Raw genomic sequence first — 20,139 nt, 5'->3', positions numbered from 1 at the left:
GTACTTCGCGCGGCTGCTCGGCCTGCCGTTCGTCGCGGTCATGCCGGCCACCACCAGCCCGGAGAAGATCCAGCTCATCGAGTTCCACGGCGGCCTCGGCGAGGTCGAAGCGGCGGATCATGCTCTGCGCGGCGGACGCGCTCGTCCGCTTGTAGTAGGCGGCGTAGGCGACGAACTCGCCGGCCGTCATGCCCTCCGCGCGCGAGAACCGGGCCGGCAGGTAACCGATTCCGGCCCGGGCGGCCCGCTGCCCGGCGGCGTTCGTGATGTCGTGTCCGAGAATGTGCAGCGCGCCGGTGTTCGGTCTGCGCAAGGTCGCGAACGTGGCCAGCAGAGTGGATTTACCGGCACCCGGTGGACCGGCCAGGCCGACCACGCCTTCGGGCACGCCGAAGGTCACCGGGCGCAGGAGCCACCGCCCCCCGCGGCGGACACCCATTCCTCGGGCCACGATCACGGAATGCTCCGCGATCACAAGTTTCCCCCCGTTGTTCGTCATGCTGTCGCGGCGGCCGGACGGTGCGCCCGCCGCGCCGGTGGCCTCGGGTCCCCCAACCCGCCACGCGGCGCGGCCCGCAGGCCGGGCCGCCCCCCGGCGGCTCCGGCCCGGTCGCTTTTGCCGGGCCGCAATGCATCGACATCGTGACTATAACCGGGCTTGGTGATGGCTGTCAGCAATCTAATCGCCTTTACGGCAGGACGACGGAACTCTTTGCCCGGGGCGCGGCGGAAAGAGAATAAAAAAGGCGGACAATTCTATTGATATGCCGCCGATAAGGGCGGCCTCGTGGGCCGGTCGTGCAAACGCGCCGGGCGCCCGGCGCCGCGCCGCGCTCCGCTGGGAGCGTACGGACGTACGGCCGGGCGCGGTCATGGGGCAGGATGGACCCATGCCTTCTCGGGACTTTTCGTTGCACGGGGCCATCGACCTGGGAGCGCGCCAGGCCGCGGCAAGGAAGCAGCAGGAACGCCGGACCCAGGGCGGCGGCGGCGCGGCGCCGGCCGCGGGCGCGCCCGGGGGCCCCTACGTCGTGGACGTCACCGACCAGACGTTCAACACCGAGGTCGTGGAGCGGTCGCAGTCCGTCCCCGTCCTGGTGGACTTCTGGGCCGAGTGGTGCGGTCCGTGCAAGCAGCTCGGCCCCATCCTGGAGAAGCTCGCCACCGAGGCGGCCGGCAAGTGGATCCTGGCCAAGGTCGACATCGACGCGAACCCGCAGCTCGGCGCCTACATGCAGCAGATGGGCGTGCGCGGCATCCCGTTCGTGGCGGCGGTCGTCGCCGGGCAGCTGCTGCCGTTCCTGAACGGCGCCGCCCCCGAGCCGCAGGTCCGCCAGGCCATCGACCAGCTCTTCGACGCGCTGCGCAAGGAGGGCATCCTGCCGGACGCCCCCGAGGGCGAGCAGCCGGCGCCCGGCGCGGCGGCCCCCGCGGCCGACCCCGTGTTCTCGGAGGCCGAGGAGGCCCTGCAGCGCGGCGACCTGGACGGCGCCAAGGTCGCGTTCGAGCGCGTCCTGGCCGCCGACCCCAGGGACGGCCAGGCCAAGCAGGGACTCGCCCTGGTCGAGCTGAGCCTGCGCGTGCGGTCGCTGGACCCCGAGCGCGCGTTGCAGGAGGCGGCCGAGAAGCCCGGCGACGTCCAGGCGCAGATCAGCGCGGCCGACGTGGAGATGGTGTCCGGTCGCATCGACGACGCCTTCGACCGGCTGGTGGGCGCGGTGCGGCGCGGTGCGGGCGACGACCGCGACGCGGCGCGCAAGCACCTGCTGTCGCTGTTCGAGCTCCTGCCCCCGGACGACCCCCGCGTCGGCAAGGCCCGCCGCGGCCTCCAGTCCGCCCTGTTCTGACAGGCGGGACAGCTGCTCCGGCCCGGGTCGCCGCCCGACCCGGGCCGCTCTTGTGCGCGTGTCCCTGCTGTGGTCTCCGTGTTCCTTGTGCGCCGTCTTTCCGGGTGCGCGGTGGAGACGGTCGCGGCCTCGTTCGGCGCCGGCGTACGGCGGCCGGGCGGCCCCCTGCCGCGCTCGGGTGACGGGCGAAGCATGGTGAGCTGGGGCGAGCGGGACACCTGACCGCGGTGGTGAGCGTATGCTCGTTGACTGATGACCGCGCCCGTGCGGCCGCGTGAAGCACTTCCACGGTGAAGCACTTCCACGGCCGATCCGGCCGGTCCGCGGCTCCGCCACCTCGTGATCGACACCGTCCTGCGATCGACACCACGGGGGCGCCCGTCCCGCGACCGTCGAGCGATCGTCGCCGCGGCCCGGGCTCTGCGGGCCGCGGGACGGGACCGGGCGGCGGCCCCGGACGCACCGTCCCCTGGAAGCGGCGCGCTCGGATGTGGACAAACCCGTATAAATAGGGAGCAGCTGTCGTGGCGAGCGTGCCAAGCGTGTCGTACTCCATCACCGTCCGGCTGGAGGTCCCGGCCGGCGGCAGGGCCGTCAGCCAGATCACCCACGTGGTCGAGAACGCCGGCGGCATCGTCACGGCCCTCGACGTCAACACCGCCGGCCACGAGACCCTCCGCATCGACGTCACGATCGCGACCCGCGACACCCAGCACGCCGAGGCGATCGCGGGCGCGCTGGAGCGGATCGAATCCGTCAAGATCCACAAGGTCAGCGACCGGACGTTCCTGATGCACCTCGGCGGCAAGATCGAGATGCAGTCCAAGGTGCCGCTGCGCAACCGCGACGAGCTGTCGATGGCCTACACGCCGGGCGTCGCCCGTGTCTCCCTGGCCATCGCCCGCAACCCCGAGGACGTCCGCCGGCTGACGATCAAACGCAACAGCGTCGCCGTGGTGACCGACGGCTCGGCGGTGCTCGGCCTCGGCAACATCGGCCCGGAGGCCGCGCTGCCGGTCATGGAGGGCAAGGCGGCGCTGTTCAAGCGGTTCGCCGGGATCGACGCGTGGCCGATCTGCCTCGACACCCAGGACACCGACGAGATCGTCCGGACGGTGCAGATCCTCGCGCCCGCGTTCGGCGGCATCAACCTGGAGGACATCTCCGCGCCGCGCTGCTTCGAGGTCGAGGCCCGGCTGCGCGAGCTGCTCGACATCCCCGTCTTCCACGACGACCAGCACGGCACCGCGATCTGCGTGCTCGCCGCGCTGACCAACGCGCTGCGCGTCGTCGGCAAGGACATCGGCGCCGTCCGCATCGCGATGGCGGGCGCGGGCGCGGCCGGCACCGCCATCCTGAAGCTGCTGATGCACGCCGGCGCCCGCAACCTCGTCGTCTGCGACTACGCCGGCGCCGTGCACAAGGGCCGCGACGACCTGGACGACTCGCTGCGCTGGATCGCCGAGCACACCAACGAGGGCGGCTACTCCGGCGACCTGCGCGGCGCGGTGAAGGACGCCGACGTGTTCATCGGCGTCTCCGCCCCCGGCATCCTGAACGGCGACGACATCGCCACGATGAGCGACGACGCGATCGTGTTCGCGCTCGCCAACCCCGAGCCGGAGGTCTCGCCGGACGAGGCGCGCGAGCACGCCGCCGTGGTCGCCACCGGGCGCAGCGACTACCCGAACCAGATCAACAACGTGCTGGCGTTCCCCGGCGTGTTCCGCGGCCTGCTGGACGCCCAGGCCAGCGGCGTCACCCTCGACATGCTCGCGGCCGCGGCCAAGGCCCTCGCCGAGGTCGTCACGCCCGACGAGCTCGGCCCGAACTACATCGTGCCGAGCGTCTTCCACCCGGACGTCAGCACCCGCGTGGCCGGCGCGGTCCGCGAGGCGGCGGGCGGCCGCCCCCGCACCGAGGCGTAGGCGCCGCGGGAGGCGGGCCCGGAAGGCGGGCCCGCCGCCGCGCTCAGTCGGACTTCCTGCCCGCGAACACCTGCTCGCGGCGGCGCGGCCACGTGCCGCCCCACCAGAAGATGATCGCGCCGGTCAGGATGACGGCGACGCCGGTCACGGCCCGCGCCCACAGCACGGTGTCGGGGCCGGTGTGCGGGAGCTTGCCGGGCGGCGTCTCGCGCGGCGCGGCGCCGCCCGCCTTCTTGCAGTTCGCCTTGACCGCGGTGCTCTCGATCTGCCGGTTCGCCCACCGGACGGTGACGCGGGTGCTGCGGTCCTCGCGCAGCTTCACCGCGACCGTCCGGGTGGTGCCCGGGCCGATCTTGCCGGGGACGGCGGCGGTGTCGTCGTTCTTCTCGACGGAGAAGTCCTCGGTCTGCGTTCCGGTGTTGCGGACCCTGACGTTCACGGTGCGGTCCGGGCAGGAGACCGATCCGATCGTGGCCGTCACCGGCCGCGCGGGAGCGCCGGTCGGCGTGTGCGAGGGGGTGCGGGTCGGCGTTCGGGACGGGGTGTGCGCCGGTGTCCGGGTGGGCTTGCCCGAGGCGGACGGCGAGCCGCCCGACGGGCTCGGGCTCGTGGACTCCGTCGCCGAGGTCGGCGACGCGGAGCCGTCCGACCTGAACAGGGCCGGGATCGCGATCAGCGCCCCGATGACGATGAACACGGCGGCGATGACGACCCTGGGCAACTGCATCGCTGTCCTCCCGGCGCGCACCAAGCGGGTGGCCGATTGTCCTAGATCATTCTTAACCCAGGACCTTGTGGTGCCGATATCCCCATCGATAGGAATGCGTAACAGGCTAACGAGCGAGGAGGCGTGCCGCCGGAGGTCCGGGCAACGCATCATGGGACCCATGGAAGACGGGATCAGGGTCGGACTCCTGCTGGTGGCCACCCCGCAGCTGGAGGATCCGAACTTTCGGCGCAGCGTCGTCCTGCTGGTCGAGCACGACGGCGACGGGGGAACCCTCGGTGTCGTCCTCAACCGGCCGACCGAGATTCCGGTCGACCGCGTGCTTCCGCCGTGGGCGGAGCTCGTCACCGGGCCCGCCGTGGTGTTCCAGGGCGGGCCGGTCGCGCTGGAGAACGCGCTCGCCCTGGCCCGGCTCCCCGGCGAGGACGAGCCGCTCGGATGGCGCGCCCTGGACGGCGGCGCCGAGGTCGCCCGGGTCGGGCTGGTCGACCTGGAGGCCCCGCCCGGCCTGCTCGCGGCGGAGCTTCTGCAACTGCGCGTGTTCGCCGGGTACGCGGGCTGGTCGCCGGGGCAGCTGCGCTCCGAGGTCGAGGAGGGCTCGTGGTACCTGGTGCCCGCGGAGGCCGGGGACGTGTTCGCCGGCGACCCGGAGCGGCTGTGGCAGCACGTGCTGCGCAGGCAGGGCGGCGACCTGGCCTTCGTCTCCACTTTCCCCGAGGACCCGACGCTGAACTAAGGTGACTGGTGTGAGTACGCAGATCCTTCCTGACAGCGACACCCAGAGCGATGTCAAGCCGGACCTCTCCCACGGTGACGGCGACCACGAGCGGTTCGCCCACTACGTGAAGAAGGCCAAGATCACCGAGAGCGCGGTGACCGGCACGCCGGTGATCGCGCTGTGCGGCAAGGTCTGGGTGCCGAACAGGGATCCGAAGAAGTACCCCGTCTGCCCGGAGTGCAAGGAGATCTACGAGTCCATGCAGCCGGGCGGGGGCAAGGGCGAGGAGTGACCGGCCGCTGAACGGCGGTCGAGGGCGCGCCGCCGCATAGGCGCGCGCGTGTGTGAGGTCCTGCGGTCGTGTGCCGCAGGACCTCGGCCTTTCTTATCGCGGGACGGCCCGAAAGGGACGTCCCTGAACAATCGGGGGATTGAATGCGGCGCTTGGCCGGGGTTTCACTGTGCGCACTGGCGGTCACGGTGTGTGCTGTTCCGGGTTCGGTGAGTGAGGGGGAGTGGGAACGGACGAAGGTCGCTCCGGCCGCCCGTGGCGACGACTGCGTTCACGGCCGCGCGGGCACGGCGGGCGGGACGGCCGCCGTGGGCGGGAGGGGCGCCTCGGGCGGGGTGGCGAGGTCCGCCCAGGCGCGCGACCGGGCCGACCTCGGCCACGACCAGGCCACCGCCATGCTCGCCGACCTCCGCCGCACGCTCCACGACCGGTTCGGGACGTCCGACGAGGCCCTCCTCGACTCGGGCCTCCTCGGCGGGACGCGCCCCGACCCGGCCCGGCGCGCCACGGGGGCCCTGGTCGTCCCGGTGCGGTTCCACGTCGTCCACAGCGGGAGCTCGGGACGGCTGTCCACGGCGGCGGTCCAGCGGCAGATCGCCACGCTCAACGCGGCCTACGGCGGCCGCCTCGGCGGGGCCGACACCCACGTGAGGTTCCGGCTCGACTCCCTGGACCGCACCGACAACCCGGCCTGGTTCCGCAGCCCGCAGCACTACGAGGGCCCGATGAAGCGGCGCCTCCGCAAGGGCGGGCGCGGGACGCTCAACCTCTACACGGCGGCCGTCGGCTCGGACGTGCTGGGCTTCTCCACCTTCCCGCAGTGGTACCGGCGCGACCCGCGCCTCGACGGCGTCATCGTCGACTTCCGCAGCCTGCCGTACGGGTCGTACGCGCCGTTCAACCACGGGTACACGGCCGTCCACGAGATCGGGCACTGGCTGGGCCTGATGCACACGTTCGAGGGCGGGTGCGTGTCGCCGGGCGACGGGGTGGCCGACACCCCGTACGAGGCGGAGCCGGCGCAGGGCTGCCCGCAGGGCCGCGACTCGTGCCCGCAGCGGGGCCTCGATCCGATCCACAATTTCATGGACTACGCCCACGACGCCTGCATGCGAGGCTTCACCGCAGGTCAGGGCCGTCGCATCCGGGCGGCGTGGGCGGCGTACCGGTCCCGCAAGACCGGCGGCCACCGTGTGGATCTCGGCACAGGGACCCCGGGAGCGGCACGATCTGTCGGTGCGGCTCGGTAGCCTTCAATGACCGTGAGCACCTTCGCCGCATCGAGCATGCCCCCCGCCTTCCCCGAGCGGGCCGCCTGGGGGACCGCGTCCTCCCTGCGCGCCTGGCAGCAGCAGGCGCTGGAGGCGTACTTCGGCGTGGACGGAACGGCGCCCGGCCCCCGCGACTTCCTCACCGTCGCGACGCCGGGCGCCGGCAAGACGACGTTCGCGCTCCGGCTCGCCCGCGAGCTGATGGAGCGCCGCGTCGTCTCGTCGCTCACGATCGTGTGCCCGACCGAGCACCTCAAGCGGCAGTGGGCCGAGTCGGCGGCCCGCGTCGGCATCAAGATCGACCCTGAGTACCAGAACGGGCAGGGCCCCGTCGGCAAGGACTTCCACGGCGTCGCCGTCACGTACGCGACCGTCGCCGCGCGCCCGGCGCTGCACCGCAACCGCACCGAGTCGCGCAAGTCGCTGGTCATCTTCGACGAGGTGCACCACGCGGGCGACGGCCTGTCGTGGGGCGACGCCGTCCGGGAGGCGTTCGAGCCGGCGACGCGGCGGCTCGCCCTGTCCGGCACGCCGTTCCGCACCGACATCAACCCGATCCCGTTCGTCCAGTACGAGGAGGGGCCGGACGGCGTCCGGCGCAGCCGGGCCGACTACACCTACGGCTACGGGCCCGCCCTCGCCGACGGCGTCGTCCGACCGGTGATCTTCCTGGCGTACGCGGGCGAGATGCGCTGGCGCACCCGCGCGGGCGACGAGATCACCGCGACCCTCGGCGAGCCGCTCACCCAGGACCAGACGTCCCAGGCGTGGCGGGCCGCGCTCGACCCCAAGGGCAACTGGATCACCCAGGTGCTGGCGGCGGCCGACCGCCGCCTCACCGAGCTGCGCCGCGTCATCCCGGACGCGGGCGGCCTGGTCATCGCCACCGACCACGAGGCCGCCCGCGCCTACGCCAAGATGCTGCGCGCGGTGACCGGGCAGGGCGCCACGATCGTGCTGTCGGACGACCCGACCGCGTCCAAGAAGATCAAGGCGTTCGGCGAGACCGACGACCGCTGGATGGTCGCGGTCCGCATGGTGTCCGAGGGCGTCGACATCCCGCGGCTGTGCGTCGGCGTCTACGCCACCTCCACCAGCACGCCGCTGTTCTTCGCGCAGGCCATCGGCCGCTTCGTCCGCGCCCGCAAGCGCGGCGAGACCGCGTCGGTGTTCCTGCCGTCGGTGCCGACGCTGATGGGTCACGCCTCCGAGATGGAGGAGGAGCGCGACCACGTCCTCGACCGCCCCGTCCGCGAGGACGGCCTCGACGACGATCTGCTCGCCGAGGCCAACCGCGAGAAGGACACGCCCGACGTCGGCGAGGAGCTGCCGTTCGAGACGGTGGAGGCGTCCGCGACGTTCGACCGCGTGCTCTACGACGGCGGCGAGTTCGGCATGAACGCCGAGCCGGGGTCGGCCGAGGAGGAGGAGTTCCTCGGCATCCCCGGCCTGCTGGAGCCCGACCAGGTGTCGGCGCTGCTGCGCAAGCGGCAGGCCGAGCAGATCGCCAACGAGCGGCGGCGCAAGACCGGCGACCCCCGCGCCGACCGCACCGCCGCCGAGGACATCGCGACCCTGCGCCGCGAGCTGAACGGCCTGGTCAACGCCTGGAACCACCGGACGGGCCAGCCGCAGGGAGTCATCCACAACGAGCTGCGCCGCTCCTGCGGTGGCCCTCCCGTCCCCCAGGCGAGCGCCGAGGAGATCCGCGAGCGCATCACCAAGATCCGCGAATGGGCCGCCAAGCGCCGCCACTGACGCCTCACCGCCGCGCCGCGGCTGAGCCCGCCGCAGAGCCCGCGGCGGCGCGTGCGCCCAGGCGGTCCCGGAGGACGTCGTCCAGGACGCCCGCCACGCGCTGAGGGCCGTCGCACGGGTACCGCATCGCCCCGGAGACCCGGTAGGCCCACCGCCCGCCGGCACGTTCCGCCGTGACGTGGACCGCGAGACTTCCGGCGCCCTCGGGGAAGACCCACAGCACTGGCGGCGACTCCACGTAGACCTTGAGGTGGCACCACCCGTGAGCGTGCGTCGCGGCGGCCAGGACGTCGAGGTGCCGTTCGGCGGTGGCATGCCCGAACCGGACACGCCACCACCCCATCACCAGCCGGCCGCGGGCCACTTTCACCCGTGAAGCCGAGCCCATGTCACCTTCCCGCCGCCGTCCAGCGCCCGGACGCCCCACTCGTCGACCAGCAGGGACACCATGAGCAGCCCCCGCCCGGACTCCGCCGCGTCGTCCTCGCCCTGGAGAACCGGTGCCGCATCGGACCTGTCCTCCACTTCCACCACGAAGTAGCCGTTTTCCAAGACGAGACGTACGGGAATGGCTTTCGTGTCGGTGTGCCTATAGGCGTTCGTGACTAATTCCGTGACCACGGTCCTCGCGATGTAGTCGTCGCCTAGGCGCCACTTGGCGAGAACGTCGGCGACCCAGGAGCGCGCCTGTCGCGGCGCGTGTTCCGACGATTCGATCAGGACGGCTTCTGTCGCCGTTCCCGAATCGATCATGAATTCGACCTCCAGAAATCTGTTTCCGAAATCCAGTGGTCAGATCATGGCCCTTGTGTCACCCTGAGTAGCGCCAAGACCGCAATGTGTGCCCATAGTGCGCGCATTCGCAGGTCAACCGCCGCTCATGGCCGGTCGACCCCGGTCATCCCCGGTCATCCGAGGCAAGGGAGGAACAGCGATGGGACAGCGTCCGAACGATCTGCGACCCTGGGAGTCGCCGAACGCGCTTCTCGGCTCCGAACTGCGGCGCTATCGAGAGGCGGCGGGCTTGAGCATCGCCGCCTTCTGCGAACTCATCCAGGAGAGCGCGCCCTACTCGAAGAGCACGGTCGGTTCCGTGGAACGCGGGGAGTCCCGCCCAGACCGGCTCCTCGCCGTCCACGCCGACCGCGTCCTCGACACCCGCGAGGCCCTCACCCACCTGTGGGACGGCCTGTACAAGGGAACCAACTCCGTCCCCGCGTGGTTCGTCGACTGGGCCATGCAGGAACCGAAGTTCGACGCCATCCGCGGCTATGAACCACTGGTCATACCCGGTCTTCTCCAGACCCCTGCCTATGCCGCCCACCTGCTGAACAACGACGAATCTGTCGTGGAGGCCCGCCTGGCCCGGCAGGACGTCCTGACCGGCGACGCGCCGCCGAGCCTGATGTACGTAATCGACGAGAGCGTCCTCCATCGAGGCGCCGGAGATCCTACGGTGATGCGCGACCAACTCCAGCACCTCCTGGCGGTCTCCTCCCGCCGTATCCGCATCCAGGTCGTCCCACTCCGTCTGCACGAGGGCATCACCGGGGCCTTCGCCGTCGGAACCTTTTCAGATGGAACCGAGGTAGGGTACAAAGACAATGCGATCAGTGGTGACACAACCACTGACCGCCTCGAAATCAAACGCCTCACCGAGCTGTTCGCGTCAATCCAGTCCGCCGCGTATCCGGTGGACCAGTCCCTCGAAGTGATTGCAAAGGTGACGGAGGAGAGATGGACCTGAGCACCGCCGTATGGCGCAAGTCCAGCCGCAGCTCCAGCAACGGCGGCAACTGTGTCGAGCTCGCGCGCGTGAATGACATCGTGGCCGTCCGTGACAGCAAGGACCCGGACGGCCCCAAGCTCCTCATCACCCCCCAGGCACTCCGTCACCTCGGCGAGGCCATCAAGAGCGCCTAGCGGTACAGGCGGGCGTAGGCGTTGTGCGGGCATGGGGTGTGCGTTGCCGCTTAAGATCATGCGATGACGCTCGCAGCGCGCTGGGTCCGGCTGCTGATGGTCGTATCGGCAGCCGGCTTCGCCGGCGCCGCCTATGCGATCCGCGCCGTGGGAGACGGGCCTATCGACCAGTATTCCGGTGCCGCCTTGTCCGGGGCCATCGTCTACACGATTGTGCTCTTCGTGCGGCCACGGATCTCTCCCTTGCTCGCCGGTAGCGTCGCGGTCGCCTACTGCTGGTTCATCGAGTTCGCGCAGCTCACCCCCCTGCCGGGCGAAATCTCCCAGCGCAGCTGGTTCGCGCGCCAATTGCTTGGCGCTCAGTTCGACCCTGTTGACGTGGCCTGGTACCCCGTAGGCGTCATCCCCTTGGTCGTCGCGCATTGGTTGCTTCGTAGCAGCGCACCCACACGACCGACCTCGCCCCCCGCTGAGGCTTAGCTGGCTCAGGACGGCTGAACCACCCGGGAGGGGCGGGTCACTGACCCCCTCACCGGGCGGCGTCCAGCACCGCCGCGCAACCTTCCCGCAGGTCCTTGACGAAATACCCGGGCAGCTCCAGCGACGGGAAATGTCCGCCCTTCTCGGGTGAGTTCCAGCGGACGATCTGCCGGTACCGCTCCTGTGCCCAGGGGCGCGGAGACTTCTCCACGTCGCGGGGATACATGGTGATCGCCGACGGAACGTCGACCCGAAGTTCGGGGTCGAGCGAGTTGTGGCTCTCGTAGTAGATGCGTGCCGCCGATGCGCCGGTCCGCGTCAGCCAGTAGAGGGTGACATCGTCGAGAATCCTGTCCCGGGAGATCGTCTCGAACGGGCTGTCCTCGGTGTCCGACCACTCGGCGAACTTGTCGAGGATCCAGGCGAGGAGCCCGACCGGCGAGTCGACGAGCGAGTAGCCGATGGTCTGCGGCCGGGTCGCCTGCTGCTTGGCGTAGGCCGCGCGGTGGCGCCAGAAATCGCGGGTCTCCTCGGTCCACTCGCGCTCGACCGCCGTCAGCCCGTCCGTCGTCAGTCCGGGCGGCGCCTCCGCGAACAGGGTGTGGATGCCGAGAACGTTCGCCGGGAACCTGCCGCCGAGGACCGTGGTGATATTGCCTCCCCAGTCGCCGCCGTGGGCCAGGAACCTGCCGTAGCCGAGCCTTCCCATCAGCTCCACCCATGCGGCCGCGATCTTTTCGGTCCCCCATCCGGTGACGGCCGGCTTGTCGCTGTACGCGAAGCCCGGTAGCGACGGCGCCACGACGTGGAAGGCCGGCGCGTCCGCGTCTTTCGGATCCGCCAGCTCGTCCACGACATCGACGAACTCGGCGATGCTGCCCGGCCAGCCGTGCGTGAGGATCAAAGGTGTGGCGTCCGCGCGGGCCGATCGGCGGTGCAGGAAGTGGATTCCCAGATCGTCAATGGTCGTGCGGAACTGGCCGATGCGGTCGAGACGCTCCTCGAACGACCGCCAGTCGTACCCGGTGCGCCAGTAGTCCACAACCTCGACGAGGTCGGCGAGAGGCACGCCCTGGTCCCATCGGCGAGGGCCGGGCGCGGCGCGACGGACCGTCTCCGCTTCCGGCAGCCGCGCTGTGGCCAGCCGCGCGCGCAGATCGTCGAGGTCGGCATCGGTCGCGCGGGCTTCGAACGCTCGCACGTCGCTGGTCGGGCGCGGCATGAGACCTCCTGGCCATAGTGGAACCGGCTAAGACGGTTCTAACACGGCCCTCTGACGCGTGCAACCGGCTAAGGTGGTTCCATGCGTGCTGGGTTCCCTGAGTTCCGCCTCGGCAGCGTGCTGGCGACCAGCTTCACGGCGACCCTGACGGAGCGTCGCGGCGACCCTGTGGAGCGCATCCCTGTGCCGCAACGGCTCGTCGACTGGCTGGCGGTGAACGGCCTCGCCGTGGACTCCTGCACCACCGACCAGCTCGACCTCGCCCGGGAGCTGAGGGAGTCGATCCACCTGGCCGCGACGGCGGGCGCGCTCCAGGAAGCTCTCCCCGCGTCCGCCGTCCAGGTCATCAACGACCGCAGTGTGGGGGGACGGGCCGCCGCGACCCTGACGCCCGAGGGCACGCGGGAGTGGAGGCTCGGTTCGCCTTCCCGCGTGGAGGACGCCCTCAGCGTGATCGCCGCCGACGCGATCAGCATTCTCGCGGACGAACGGGACGGGAGACTGGCGCTGTGCGCCTCGCCGACCTGCCGGGCAGCCTTCTTCGACACCAGCCAGAGCCGCACCCGCAAGTGGTGCGAGATGAACACCTGCGGCAACCGCCAGAAGAAGGCACGCTTCAACGCCAAGCAGCGCGAAGACCGCAGCTCAGCGGGGTAACGGTTACCCCTGCCGCAACGGTCGCGAAGGCGTCGGTGAACCCGAACCGCTCCACCGGAGCCTGGCGGGCTTCTGGTCACGCCGCGAAGCCGTGCATCCCGAGGAAGCCGAGACGGCCCCGCGCCACCGGGGAAAGGCGGTGAACCCGGGTCAGAAATCGACGGTGGGAAGGATGCTTTCGAGCGGGTCGGGGATGGGCAGTTCCTCGCCGAGTACCACCGAAGTGCTGTGGGTGTAGTCGTCGCCGCGAGGCTCGGAGAAGATCGTCGCTTTGCCGTCCAGGCGGTCGATCAGGAGGTACAGCGGGATCTCGGCGGCGGCGTAGCCGCGGCGTTTGGGGCCGCGGTCGCGTTCGGCGGCCTTGCTGTCGCCGCGGCGGCCGGAGGTGACCTCCAGCACCATCAGCACCCCGTCGGGTTTGCTGTGCCACTCCCGCCCGGCGAACGCCCCCTTGGGAGCCGCGATGCCGTCAGGTACGTACTCGCCCTCCGGGCTGATCAGCGTCAGGTTGCGGTGCAGCCGGAGACCGTGCGTGTCGCGCACCCAGTCGTCGACCGCGACGACGATGGTCTCGTGCTGCCCGTCCGGGGTCGGGGACACGATGATCTCTCCATCCACCAGCTCGGCACGGAAGCCCGGCAACACGTCGAGCGCGGCGAAAGCCTCGCGTAGATCGTTCCGGACGAGCGGCGGCTCTTCCGGCATCGCCGTCATCGGAGGTCTCCTCGTGATGTCAGTGGTGATGGCCCCGCATTCACAGACCTTAACACTGCCCGGCAGTTCACCCCGGTGCTGAAAGACCTGCTCGCGGGGGTGTTCGACAGTGGCCGTATGAGGTCAGCGGGGAGCGGGAGTCAGGGCGAGGGCCTTGAGGATGTGGGTGACCGTTTCCTCGGGGGTGCCGGTGATGGGGGCGGTGACGATGTTCTCGTCGGGGCCCGGAGGTTCGAGGTCGGCGAACTGCGAGTCGAGGAGCTCGGCCTTGAAGAAGTGGCCCTTGCGGGAGCGCATGCGGGCGGCGATCGTGTCGCGGTCGCCGTCCAGGAGGACCAGGCGGACGCCCGCGTGACCGTCGAGCAGCATGTCGCGGTACCTGCGTTTCAGGGCGGAGCAGGTGACGACGCCGGGGCGGCCGGTGGCGAGGCGGTCGGCGATCCACGCGGCGATGGCGCGCAGCCAGGGGAGGCGGTCCTCGTCGGTGAGGGGATGGCCCGCGCGCATCTTGGCGACGTTGGCCTCGGAGTGGAACGCGTCGGCCTCGGCGTACTCCCAGCCGAGGCGTTCGGCGAGGAGCGTGCCGATGGTGGTCTTGCCGCTGCCGGACACGCCGGCGACCAGGATGACCGTGGGCTCGGCCGCGTTCGGGGGAGGAGACGTGGGCATGGTCAGGCGGTGACCACCGGGGCGCCGGACAGGACGATGCCCTCCTGCCCGAGCTCGTCCAGCGCCTTGTCGACGGTGGCCTTGCTCACCCCGGCCGTCAGGTCGAGCAGGACGGTGGTGCGCAGGCCCGCGCGGACGGCGTCCACCGCGGTGGCCCGGACGCAGTGGTCGGTGGCGATGCCGACGACGTCGACGGAGTCGACGCCGCGGGCGGCCAGCCAGTCGGCGAGCGGGGTCTCGTCGTCGGAGAACCCCTCGAACCCGCTGTAGGCGGCGGTCTCGCGGCCCTTGCTGAACACGGCCTCGATGGGGGCGAGAGCGAGGTTGGGGTGGAAGTCGGCGCCGGGGGTGCCGATCACGCAGTGCGGCGGCCAGGTGTCGGCGAAGTCCGGTTCGGCGGAGAAGTGGCCGCCCGGGTCGAGGTGGAAGTCGCGGGTCGCCACGATGTGCGCGTACTCGGACCGGTGCGCCGCCACGTACTCGGAGATCGCGGTCGCCACCGCGGCGCCCCCGCCGACCGCCAGCGACCCGCCCTCGCAGAAGTCGTTCTGCACGTCCACGATGATCAGAGCCTTCTTGCCCATGTCACTCTCCTGCGGGCTGTGGCGTGGTCCGGTCCGCCAGCGACCCGCGCTGTGCTGCACAGAAGTCGTTCTGCACGTCCACGATGATCAGAGCCTTCTTGCCCATGACCGCTGCTCCCTCTACCGGTTGCCCCACCGGCTCTGCACCGACCGTACCCCAGCCTCGTTCCCGCACGCGGGACGGCTCAACGGCGTGGCCCGCCGTTGACGAACTCGGTCGGGACCGCCGGCTCTCCCCTGGACAGCCGGCGCGCCGTGGCGGGCAGCTCGGCGACCGAGCGGGCGTGGCGTTCCCTGGCGTCGCGGAGCGCCTCCCGCCCGACGACCTCGCCGTCCCGCACCAGCGGAACCTGGAGGACGCGGTCGTGGGGGCCGGGCGCCGGCTCGGTGGTGAACACGGTCTCGGCGTAGGCGACGCCGTGCCCGTCGACGCGGCGGACGGCGGTCTTGCGCCCGCCGCGGCTCGGCTTGCCCGTCGAGCGCTTGGCGACCGGGCGCATGGGCGCGTCCTCCTGCGGGCCGTCCGCCCGCGCGACGAGCTTGTAGACGAGCGACGCCGTGGGGGCGCCGGAACCGGTCACCAGGGACGTCCCCACGCCGTACCCGTCCACGGGCGCCGCGCCGAGCGCCGCGATGCCGTACTCGTCCAGGTCGCCGGTCACCACGATGCGCGTGCCGTGCGCGCCGAGGGAGTCGAGCTGCTCGCGGACGCGCCGCGCCACCACGCCGAGGTCGCCGCTGTCGATCCGGACGGCGCCGAGGTCCGGCCCCGCGAGCTCCACCGCCGTCCGGACGGCCCGCTCGACGTCGTAGGTGTCGACCAGCAGCGTCGTGCTCTCGCCCAGGGCCGCGAGCTGCGCCTCGAACGCGTGCCGCTCGCTGTCGTGCAGGAGGGTGAAGGAGTGCGCGCTCGTTCCGGCGGTCGGGACGCCGTAGAGCCGGCCCGCCTCCAGGTTGGAGGTGGTGGTGAACCCGGCGATGTAGGCGGCGCGGGCGGCGGCCACGGCGGCGCGCTCGTGGGTGCGCCGCGACCCCATCTCGATGATCGGGCGGTCCTGCGCGGCCTGCACCATCCGGGACGCGGCGGACGCGATCGCGCAGTCGTGGTTGAGGATCGACAGGGCGAGGGTCTCCAGCAGGACCGCCTCCCCGAACGTCCCCTCGACCATCAGGATCGGCGAGTCGGGGAAGTAGCACTCGCCCTCGGGGTAGCCCCAGACGTTCCCGGTGAAGCGGTACTTCTCCAGCCAGCGCACCGTGGGCTCGTCCACGATGCGGTTCTCGCTGAGGAACTCCAGTTCGGAGTCGCCGAACCGGAACGCCTCGATGGCGTCCAGGAGCCGCCCGGTGCCCGCGACGACCCCGTACCGGCGCCCGGCGGGCAGGCTCCGCGCGAACACCTCGAAGACCGCGCGGCGGCCGTCCGTGCCGCTGCGCAGGGCGGCCTGCAGCATGGTCAGCTCGTACTGGTCGGTCAGCAGGGCCGTGCCGTCACCAAGGTCCACAAGTGGAACTTTAGGGCCGACTGCGGGCACCATGGTGACGCGGGCCGTCACACGCGGCGGGGGAGCGGCGCATAGCATCGGATGCGGCGGGCGGCCGCGTCCCTCAGGGCGGACCGCGCGCGACAGAGAGGGGGAGACCCGGCCAATGAGCGCCATGAGCACGGCGCCCGCACCGGTGGAGCTGGAGCGGCCCGATTCGGCGGAGGACGTGAGCGCCGACCGGCCCTGGCTGGCGATCGTCTGGAACGACCCGATCAACCTGATGTCGTACGTCACGTACGTGTTCCAGGCCGTCTTCGCCTACCCCAAGGCGAAGGCCGAGAAGCTGATGCTCGACGTGCACCACAAGGGCCGCGCCGTGGTGGCCAACGGCACCCGCGAGGAGATGGAGCGGGACGTGGAGATCCTGCACTCCTACGGCCTGTGGGCGACCGTGAAACGGGACGACTGAGCCGATGAGCCATGTGAGGAAGAGACGCGACGGCTTCCGGGTGCGGCTGGAGCCGGAGGAGACCGCGCTGCTGCGCGCCCTCATGGAGCAGATGCTCGCCCTCCTCGGGGAGGAGTCCGGCGAGGACGGCGAGCTGGCGTCCCTCGGCATCGCGGAGAACGCCACGAAGTCGGACGACCCGGTCCTCGCGCGGCTGTTCCCCGACGCCTACCGCGACGACGGCGAGGCCGCCGGGGAGTTCCGCCGCTACACCGAGATGGGCCTGCGCGACGGCAAGCGCGAGGCGGCGCGGGCGGTCCTCGGGGCGCTGGGCGAGGGCGGCACCGACACCGTCCTCGACGAGAAGCGGATGCAGGAGTGGCTGCGGGCGCTGAACGACGTGCGGCTGGCGCTCGGCACCCGGCTCGACATCACCGAGGACTGGTACGAGGAGGCGGGCGGCATGGACCCGCGCGACCCGCGCGCCCCCATGTTCGCCGCCTACGACTGGCTGACGATGCTGCAGGACGGTCTCGTCCGCGCCCTGGAGTAGGCGCCGCCTAAGCTTGCGGCCATGCTGACGATTGAACGGGCCCTGGTCGACCAGATCATCGCGCACGCGCGCGCAGACCACCCCGACGAGGCGTGCGGCATCATCGCGGGCCCGGTCGGCTCGGACCGGCCCGTCCGGTTCGTCGCGATGGTCAACGCCGAGCGCTCCCCGACGTTCTACCGGTTCGACTCCCAGGAGCAGCTGAAGGTGTGGCGGGAGATGGACGACCGGGACGAGGAGCCCGTGGTGATCTACCACTCCCACACCGCGACCGAGGCCTACCCCTCCCGCACCGACATCTCCTACGCGTCCGAGCCGAACGCGCACTACGTCCTCGTCTCGACCCGCGAGGAGGGCGAGACCGAGTTCCGCTCGTTCCGCATCGTGGACGGCGAGGTCACCGAGGAGGAGGTCGCCGTCGTCGAGGGGTCCTGACGGCGGGATGTGCGGCGCGGAAGGGGCGGAGGCGGCCGGGATCGGCGGCCTCGCGGCCGGTAAACTGGTCGACATGTGGACGAGCGGGCATGGGACGGGCGGCGCCGGGCGCCGCGCCGGGGCCCCGGCGGTGCCGCCCGTGCAGAGTTTCCTGTTCGGGCACTCGCGCGCCGAAGTCGTCTACGACTGTCGCTGACGCGCTGATCACGCCTGGAATCATCCCGTCGCCCGCCCGGTTCCAACTCCAGGGCGGGCAGTCCCGTACGACGTTAAAGGAGATCATCGCGATGGCGATCGAGGTCCGGATCCCGACGATCCTGCGCAACCTCACCGACGGCGCCAAGGCCGTCGAGGGCAAGGGCGGCACGCTCGACGAGCTGTTCGCCGACCTGGACACCCGGCACGCCGGCCTGCGCGACCGGCTCGTGGACGACAAGGGCCTGCGCAAGTTCGTCAACGTCTACCTGAACGACGAGGACGTGCGCTTCCTCGGCGGGCTGGGGACGGAGGTCGCCGACGGCGACAGCGTCACGATCCTGCCGGCCGTCGCCGGCGGCTGAGCCGGTCGGGACGAGCGCCACATGCGATTCGACTCACTGCTGGACTCGCTCGGCGGCACCCCGCTGGTAGGGCTGCCGCGGCTGTCGCCGAGCGAGGACGTGCGGCTCTGGGCCAAGCTGGAGGACCGCAACCCCACCGGCTCCGTGAAGGACCGGCCCGCCTTCCACATGATCGAGAAGGCGGAGAAGGAGGGGCTGCTGACGCCCGGCTGCACGATCCTGGAGCCGACGTCCGGCAACACGGGCATCTCGCTGGCCATGGTCGCCAAGCTGCGCGGCTACTCGATGGTGTGCGTGATGCCGGAGAACACCTCCGCCGAGCGCCGCCAGCTCCTGGAGATGTGGGGCGCGCGGATCATCTCCTCCCCGGCGGCGGGCGGCTCGAACGAGGCCGTGCGGGTCGCCAAGGGCCTGGCGGAGGAGAACCCCGACTGGGTGATGCTGTACCAGTACGGCAACGAGGCCAACGCGCTCGCGCACTACGAGACGACCGGCCCGGAGATCCTCGCCGACCTGCCGTCGGTGACGCACTTCGTCGCCGGACTCGGCACGACGGGGACGCTGATGGGCGTCGGCCGGTTCCTGCGCGAGCGGGTGCCGGACATCAGGATCGTCGCGGCGGAGCCGCGGTACGGCGAGCTGGTGTACGGGCTGCGCAACATCGACGAGGGCTTCATCCCCGAGCTGTACGACGACTCCGTGCTGACGACCCGGTTCTCGGTCGGGTCGCTGGACGCGCTGCGCCGCACCCGCGAGCTGCTGGAGCAGGAGGGCATCTTCGCGGGCATCTCGACCGGCGGGGCGCTGCACGCGGCGATCGGGATGGCGAACAAGGCGGTGAAGGCCGGGGAGCGCGCCGACATCGTGTTCATCGTCGCCGACGGCGGCTGGAAGTACCTGTCGACCGGCGCGTACGGCGGCACCCTGGAGGAGGCCGAGGCCCGGCTCGAAGGCCAGCTCTGGGCCTGATCCGGCCGGTCGGCGGGGTCGGCGGCCAGGGTAGAGTTCGTACTCGAACGTGATTCTAGAATCGTCCCGGGAGAGTGCGGATGAGCGGGTTCGGGGACTCCACGGCGGTGAAGCCGGTCGGTGAGGGCCGGTACGAGGCCGTCCTGGACGGCGGCTACGGCATCGCCCAGGCGCTGAACGGCGGCTACCTGATGGCCGTGCTCGCCCGCGCCGCCGTGGACGCCTCGCCGCACGAGCACCCGGTCTCGACCGCGGCGAACTTCCACCGCGTCGCCAAGGCCGGCCCCGCCGAGCTGGTCGTCGACTCCCGCAAGGTGGGGCGCACGGCCGCCTCGTCGTTCGTCACCCTCGTCCAGGACGGCCGCCCCGTCGTGGACGCCCTGATCACCACCGGCACGCTCGACCCGTCCGCCGAGCCCGACTTCGCCGCCGAGGCGCCCGCCGGGCCGCCGCCGCTGGAGGAGTGCACGGGGTTCCGGCCGCCCGCCGCCACCGGCGGCGGCTTCGCCGACCAGGTCGACATGCGCTTCGACCCGGCGACCATGGGCTGGCTGGACGGGCGGCCGAGCGGGCGCCCGGACATCCGCGCCTGGTTCCGGCACGCCTGCGGCCAGGAGCCCGACGGCTACTCCCTGGCCCTCGCCGTGGACGCGCTGCCGCCCGTGGCGCTCAACCTCGGCGCGCAGGGCTGGGCCCCGACCGTCGAGCTGACCTGGCACATGCGGGCCGTCCCGGCGCCCGGCTGGCTCGCCGTGCACGGCACCGGACGGCTCCTCGCCGGCGGCTGGTTCGACGAGGAGGTCGAGGTGTGGGACGCCGCCGGACGCCTCGTGGCACAGAGCCGGCAGATCGCCCGCGTCCCCCTCGCCCGCTCCTAGCCGGCGCGGCGCACCGGCG

At 71.5% G+C, this 20,139-nt stretch carries 25 protein-coding genes and 2 pseudogenes; 18 read left to right on the top strand and 9 right to left on the bottom strand.

What is annotated here, in order from left to right:
* Positions 1 to 94: pseudogene (locus tag AB0K37_RS21010) on the top strand (PLP-dependent cysteine synthase family protein); the annotation flags it as partial.
* 60 nt (positions 95 to 154) lie between these two features.
* On the opposite strand, the pseudogene AB0K37_RS21005 reads toward AB0K37_RS21010, so the two are convergent.
* Positions 155 to 439: pseudogene (locus AB0K37_RS21005) on the bottom strand (ATP-binding cassette domain-containing protein); the annotation flags it as partial.
* Positions 440 to 890: 451 nt separating this feature from the next.
* Between AB0K37_RS21005 and AB0K37_RS21000 the strand changes: the two are divergent.
* Positions 891 to 1,847, top strand: coding sequence for a tetratricopeptide repeat protein (locus AB0K37_RS21000; protein ID WP_363983546.1), 957 nt, complete (start codon positions 891 to 893; stop codon positions 1,845 to 1,847).
* A gap of 524 nt (positions 1,848 to 2,371) precedes the next feature.
* On the top strand, positions 2,372 to 3,775 hold the full coding sequence (locus AB0K37_RS20995; protein WP_345184151.1) for an NAD-dependent malic enzyme: 1,404 nt from the start codon (positions 2,372 to 2,374) through the stop codon (positions 3,773 to 3,775).
* A gap of 43 nt (positions 3,776 to 3,818) precedes the next feature.
* On the opposite strand, the gene AB0K37_RS20990 is transcribed toward AB0K37_RS20995, so the two are convergent.
* Complete coding sequence (locus AB0K37_RS20990; RefSeq protein ID WP_363983543.1) at positions 3,819 to 4,502, bottom strand: hypothetical protein; 684 nt, start codon at positions 4,500 to 4,502, stop codon at positions 3,819 to 3,821.
* 160 nt (positions 4,503 to 4,662) lie between these two features.
* Between AB0K37_RS20990 and AB0K37_RS20985 the strand changes: the two genes are divergently transcribed.
* From AB0K37_RS20985 to AB0K37_RS20970, 4 genes are all read left to right on the top strand, one after another.
* Positions 4,663 to 5,238 carry a YqgE/AlgH family protein gene (locus AB0K37_RS20985; protein WP_363983540.1) on the top strand — a complete coding sequence of 192 codons (576 nt, stop codon included), beginning with the start codon at positions 4,663 to 4,665 and terminating at the stop codon, positions 5,236 to 5,238.
* Between the two features lie 10 nt (positions 5,239 to 5,248).
* Positions 5,249 to 5,512 carry a DUF3039 domain-containing protein gene (locus tag AB0K37_RS20980; protein WP_185027553.1) on the top strand — a complete coding sequence of 88 codons (264 nt, stop codon included), beginning with the start codon at positions 5,249 to 5,251 and terminating at the stop codon, positions 5,510 to 5,512.
* Between the two features lie 209 nt (positions 5,513 to 5,721).
* Positions 5,722 to 6,762 (top strand): zinc metalloprotease, encoded by a 1,041-nt coding sequence (locus AB0K37_RS20975; RefSeq protein ID WP_363983536.1) that lies wholly within the window; start codon positions 5,722 to 5,724, stop codon positions 6,760 to 6,762.
* Positions 6,763 to 6,798: 36 nt separating this feature from the next.
* Positions 6,799 to 8,541: a DEAD/DEAH box helicase gene (locus AB0K37_RS20970; RefSeq protein WP_363983557.1), complete on the top strand. Its 1,743-nt coding sequence runs from the start codon at positions 6,799 to 6,801 to the stop codon at positions 8,539 to 8,541.
* A 4-nt stretch (positions 8,542 to 8,545) separates the two neighbouring features.
* On the opposite strand, the gene AB0K37_RS20965 is transcribed toward AB0K37_RS20970, so the two are convergent.
* Together AB0K37_RS20965 and AB0K37_RS20960 are read right to left on the bottom strand one after the other, a co-directional pair.
* Positions 8,546 to 8,911, bottom strand: coding sequence for a hypothetical protein (locus AB0K37_RS20965; RefSeq protein ID WP_363983533.1), 366 nt, complete (start codon positions 8,909 to 8,911; stop codon positions 8,546 to 8,548).
* Positions 8,908 to 9,294, bottom strand: a complete 387-nt coding sequence (locus tag AB0K37_RS20960) for an ATP-binding protein (protein WP_363983530.1) — start codon at positions 9,292 to 9,294, stop codon at positions 8,908 to 8,910. Before AB0K37_RS20960 ends, AB0K37_RS20965 begins: the two co-directional genes overlap by 4 nt.
* Positions 9,295 to 9,475: 181 nt before the next feature.
* Here AB0K37_RS20960 and AB0K37_RS20955 point away from each other — a divergent pair, with 181 nt between their 5' ends.
* The 3 genes from AB0K37_RS20955 to AB0K37_RS20945 all read left to right on the top strand — a co-directional run bounded on the left by AB0K37_RS20955 (position 9,476) and on the right by AB0K37_RS20945 (position 10,944).
* A complete protein-coding gene (locus AB0K37_RS20955; protein WP_363983527.1) occupies positions 9,476 to 10,288 on the top strand; it encodes a helix-turn-helix transcriptional regulator in 813 nt (270 codons plus the stop codon).
* Entirely contained in the window at positions 10,279 to 10,464 is a 186-nt protein-coding gene (locus tag AB0K37_RS20950) for a DUF397 domain-containing protein (RefSeq protein ID WP_363983524.1), read from the top strand. The genes AB0K37_RS20955 and AB0K37_RS20950 overlap by 10 nt, the downstream gene beginning before the upstream one ends.
* A 63-nt stretch (positions 10,465 to 10,527) precedes the next feature.
* On the top strand, positions 10,528 to 10,944 hold the full coding sequence (locus AB0K37_RS20945; protein WP_363983521.1) for a DUF2809 domain-containing protein: 417 nt from the start codon (positions 10,528 to 10,530) through the stop codon (positions 10,942 to 10,944).
* A gap of 49 nt (positions 10,945 to 10,993) precedes the next feature.
* Here AB0K37_RS20945 and AB0K37_RS20940 read toward each other — a convergent pair whose 3' ends face one another.
* Positions 10,994 to 12,166 (bottom strand): epoxide hydrolase family protein, encoded by a 1,173-nt coding sequence (locus tag AB0K37_RS20940; protein WP_363983518.1) that lies wholly within the window; start codon positions 12,164 to 12,166, stop codon positions 10,994 to 10,996.
* An 81-nt stretch (positions 12,167 to 12,247) separates the two neighbouring features.
* Between AB0K37_RS20940 and AB0K37_RS20935 the strand changes: the two genes are divergently transcribed.
* A complete protein-coding gene (locus tag AB0K37_RS20935) occupies positions 12,248 to 12,823 on the top strand; it encodes a CGNR zinc finger domain-containing protein (RefSeq protein ID WP_363983515.1) in 576 nt (191 codons plus the stop codon).
* Between the two features lie 150 nt (positions 12,824 to 12,973).
* Here the strand turns inward: AB0K37_RS20935 and AB0K37_RS20930 are convergent, their stop codons facing one another.
* From AB0K37_RS20930 to AB0K37_RS20915, 4 genes are all read right to left on the bottom strand, one after another.
* Positions 12,974 to 13,537, bottom strand: coding sequence for a Uma2 family endonuclease (locus AB0K37_RS20930; RefSeq protein WP_363983512.1), 564 nt, complete (start codon positions 13,535 to 13,537; stop codon positions 12,974 to 12,976).
* A 123-nt stretch (positions 13,538 to 13,660) separates the two neighbouring features.
* Positions 13,661 to 14,206, bottom strand: a complete 546-nt coding sequence (locus AB0K37_RS20925; protein ID WP_363983509.1) for a gluconokinase — start codon at positions 14,204 to 14,206, stop codon at positions 13,661 to 13,663.
* A 2-nt stretch (positions 14,207 to 14,208) separates the two neighbouring features.
* Positions 14,209 to 14,790, bottom strand: a complete 582-nt coding sequence (locus AB0K37_RS20920) for a nicotinamidase (RefSeq protein ID WP_363983506.1) — start codon at positions 14,788 to 14,790, stop codon at positions 14,209 to 14,211.
* A 185-nt stretch (positions 14,791 to 14,975) separates the two neighbouring features.
* Positions 14,976 to 16,328: a nicotinate phosphoribosyltransferase gene (locus tag AB0K37_RS20915; protein ID WP_363983555.1), complete on the bottom strand. Its 1,353-nt coding sequence runs from the start codon at positions 16,326 to 16,328 to the stop codon at positions 14,976 to 14,978.
* A gap of 121 nt (positions 16,329 to 16,449) precedes the next feature.
* Here AB0K37_RS20915 and clpS point away from each other — a divergent pair, with 121 nt between their 5' ends.
* The 7 genes from clpS to AB0K37_RS20880 all read left to right on the top strand — a co-directional run bounded on the left by clpS (position 16,450) and on the right by AB0K37_RS20880 (position 20,120).
* Complete coding sequence (gene clpS, locus AB0K37_RS20910; RefSeq protein ID WP_363983553.1) at positions 16,450 to 16,746, top strand: ATP-dependent Clp protease adapter ClpS; 297 nt, start codon at positions 16,450 to 16,452, stop codon at positions 16,744 to 16,746.
* A gap of 4 nt (positions 16,747 to 16,750) precedes the next feature.
* Complete coding sequence (locus tag AB0K37_RS20905; protein ID WP_363983503.1) at positions 16,751 to 17,278, top strand: DUF2017 domain-containing protein; 528 nt, start codon at positions 16,751 to 16,753, stop codon at positions 17,276 to 17,278.
* 21 nt (positions 17,279 to 17,299) lie between these two features.
* Positions 17,300 to 17,713, top strand: coding sequence for a M67 family metallopeptidase (locus tag AB0K37_RS20900; protein WP_345184170.1), 414 nt, complete (start codon positions 17,300 to 17,302; stop codon positions 17,711 to 17,713).
* Between the two features lie 7 nt (positions 17,714 to 17,720).
* Positions 17,721 to 17,909, top strand: coding sequence for a hypothetical protein (locus tag AB0K37_RS20895; protein WP_363983500.1), 189 nt, complete (start codon positions 17,721 to 17,723; stop codon positions 17,907 to 17,909).
* Positions 17,910 to 18,000: 91 nt separating this feature from the next.
* Positions 18,001 to 18,273 (top strand): MoaD/ThiS family protein, encoded by a 273-nt coding sequence (locus AB0K37_RS20890; RefSeq protein WP_173391950.1) that lies wholly within the window; start codon positions 18,001 to 18,003, stop codon positions 18,271 to 18,273.
* A gap of 21 nt (positions 18,274 to 18,294) precedes the next feature.
* Positions 18,295 to 19,242, top strand: a complete 948-nt coding sequence (locus AB0K37_RS20885; RefSeq protein ID WP_363983497.1) for a cysteine synthase — start codon at positions 18,295 to 18,297, stop codon at positions 19,240 to 19,242.
* A gap of 80 nt (positions 19,243 to 19,322) precedes the next feature.
* A complete protein-coding gene (locus AB0K37_RS20880) occupies positions 19,323 to 20,120 on the top strand; it encodes a thioesterase family protein (protein WP_363983494.1) in 798 nt (265 codons plus the stop codon).
* The last annotated feature ends 19 nt before the right edge of the window (positions 20,121 to 20,139 follow it).

Source organism: Actinomadura sp. NPDC049753 (genome assembly GCF_040674655.1).
Taxonomy (GTDB): Bacteria; Actinomycetota; Actinomycetes; order Streptosporangiales; family Streptosporangiaceae; genus Spirillospora; species Spirillospora verrucosospora.
This window is presented reverse-complemented; position numbering and strand designations above follow the sequence as displayed.

Bases quoted from the DNA above. Each gene is read 5' to 3' on its own strand.
- AB0K37_RS20935 (WP_363983515.1), top strand. From the start codon at position 12,248: ATGCGTGCTGGGTTCCCTGAGTTCCGCCTCGGCAGCGTGCTGGCGACC.
- AB0K37_RS20950 (WP_363983524.1), top strand. From the start codon at position 10,279: ATGGACCTGAGCACCGCCGTATGGCGCAAGTCCAGCCGCAGCTCCAGC.
- AB0K37_RS20885 (WP_363983497.1), top strand. From the start codon at position 18,295: ATGCGATTCGACTCACTGCTGGACTCGCTCGGCGGCACCCCGCTGGTA.
- AB0K37_RS20990 (WP_363983543.1), bottom strand. From the start codon at position 4,502: ATGCAGTTGCCCAGGGTCGTCATCGCCGCCGTGTTCATCGTCATCGGG.
- AB0K37_RS20925 (WP_363983509.1), bottom strand. From the start codon at position 14,206: ATGCCCACGTCTCCTCCCCCGAACGCGGCCGAGCCCACGGTCATCCTG.
- AB0K37_RS20970 (WP_363983557.1), top strand. From the start codon at position 6,799: ATGCCCCCCGCCTTCCCCGAGCGGGCCGCCTGGGGGACCGCGTCCTCC.
- AB0K37_RS20920 (WP_363983506.1), bottom strand. From the start codon at position 14,790: ATGGGCAAGAAGGCTCTGATCATCGTGGACGTGCAGAACGACTTCTGC.
- AB0K37_RS20940 (WP_363983518.1), bottom strand. From the start codon at position 12,166: ATGCCGCGCCCGACCAGCGACGTGCGAGCGTTCGAAGCCCGCGCGACC.
- AB0K37_RS20955 (WP_363983527.1), top strand. From the start codon at position 9,476: ATGGGACAGCGTCCGAACGATCTGCGACCCTGGGAGTCGCCGAACGCG.
- AB0K37_RS20985 (WP_363983540.1), top strand. From the start codon at position 4,663: ATGGAAGACGGGATCAGGGTCGGACTCCTGCTGGTGGCCACCCCGCAG.
- AB0K37_RS20960 (WP_363983530.1), bottom strand. From the start codon at position 9,294: ATGATCGATTCGGGAACGGCGACAGAAGCCGTCCTGATCGAATCGTCG.
- AB0K37_RS21000 (WP_363983546.1), top strand. From the start codon at position 891: ATGCCTTCTCGGGACTTTTCGTTGCACGGGGCCATCGACCTGGGAGCG.
- AB0K37_RS20905 (WP_363983503.1), top strand. From the start codon at position 16,751: ATGAGCCATGTGAGGAAGAGACGCGACGGCTTCCGGGTGCGGCTGGAG.
- AB0K37_RS20930 (WP_363983512.1), bottom strand. From the start codon at position 13,537: ATGACGGCGATGCCGGAAGAGCCGCCGCTCGTCCGGAACGATCTACGC.
- AB0K37_RS20945 (WP_363983521.1), top strand. From the start codon at position 10,528: ATGACGCTCGCAGCGCGCTGGGTCCGGCTGCTGATGGTCGTATCGGCA.
- AB0K37_RS20915 (WP_363983555.1), bottom strand. From the start codon at position 16,328: ATGGTGCCCGCAGTCGGCCCTAAAGTTCCACTTGTGGACCTTGGTGAC.
- AB0K37_RS20900 (WP_345184170.1), top strand. From the start codon at position 17,300: ATGCTGACGATTGAACGGGCCCTGGTCGACCAGATCATCGCGCACGCG.
- AB0K37_RS20895 (WP_363983500.1), top strand. From the start codon at position 17,721: ATGTGCGGCGCGGAAGGGGCGGAGGCGGCCGGGATCGGCGGCCTCGCG.
- AB0K37_RS20890 (WP_173391950.1), top strand. From the start codon at position 18,001: ATGGCGATCGAGGTCCGGATCCCGACGATCCTGCGCAACCTCACCGAC.
- AB0K37_RS20880 (WP_363983494.1), top strand. From the start codon at position 19,323: ATGAGCGGGTTCGGGGACTCCACGGCGGTGAAGCCGGTCGGTGAGGGC.
- clpS (WP_363983553.1), top strand. From the start codon at position 16,450: ATGAGCACGGCGCCCGCACCGGTGGAGCTGGAGCGGCCCGATTCGGCG.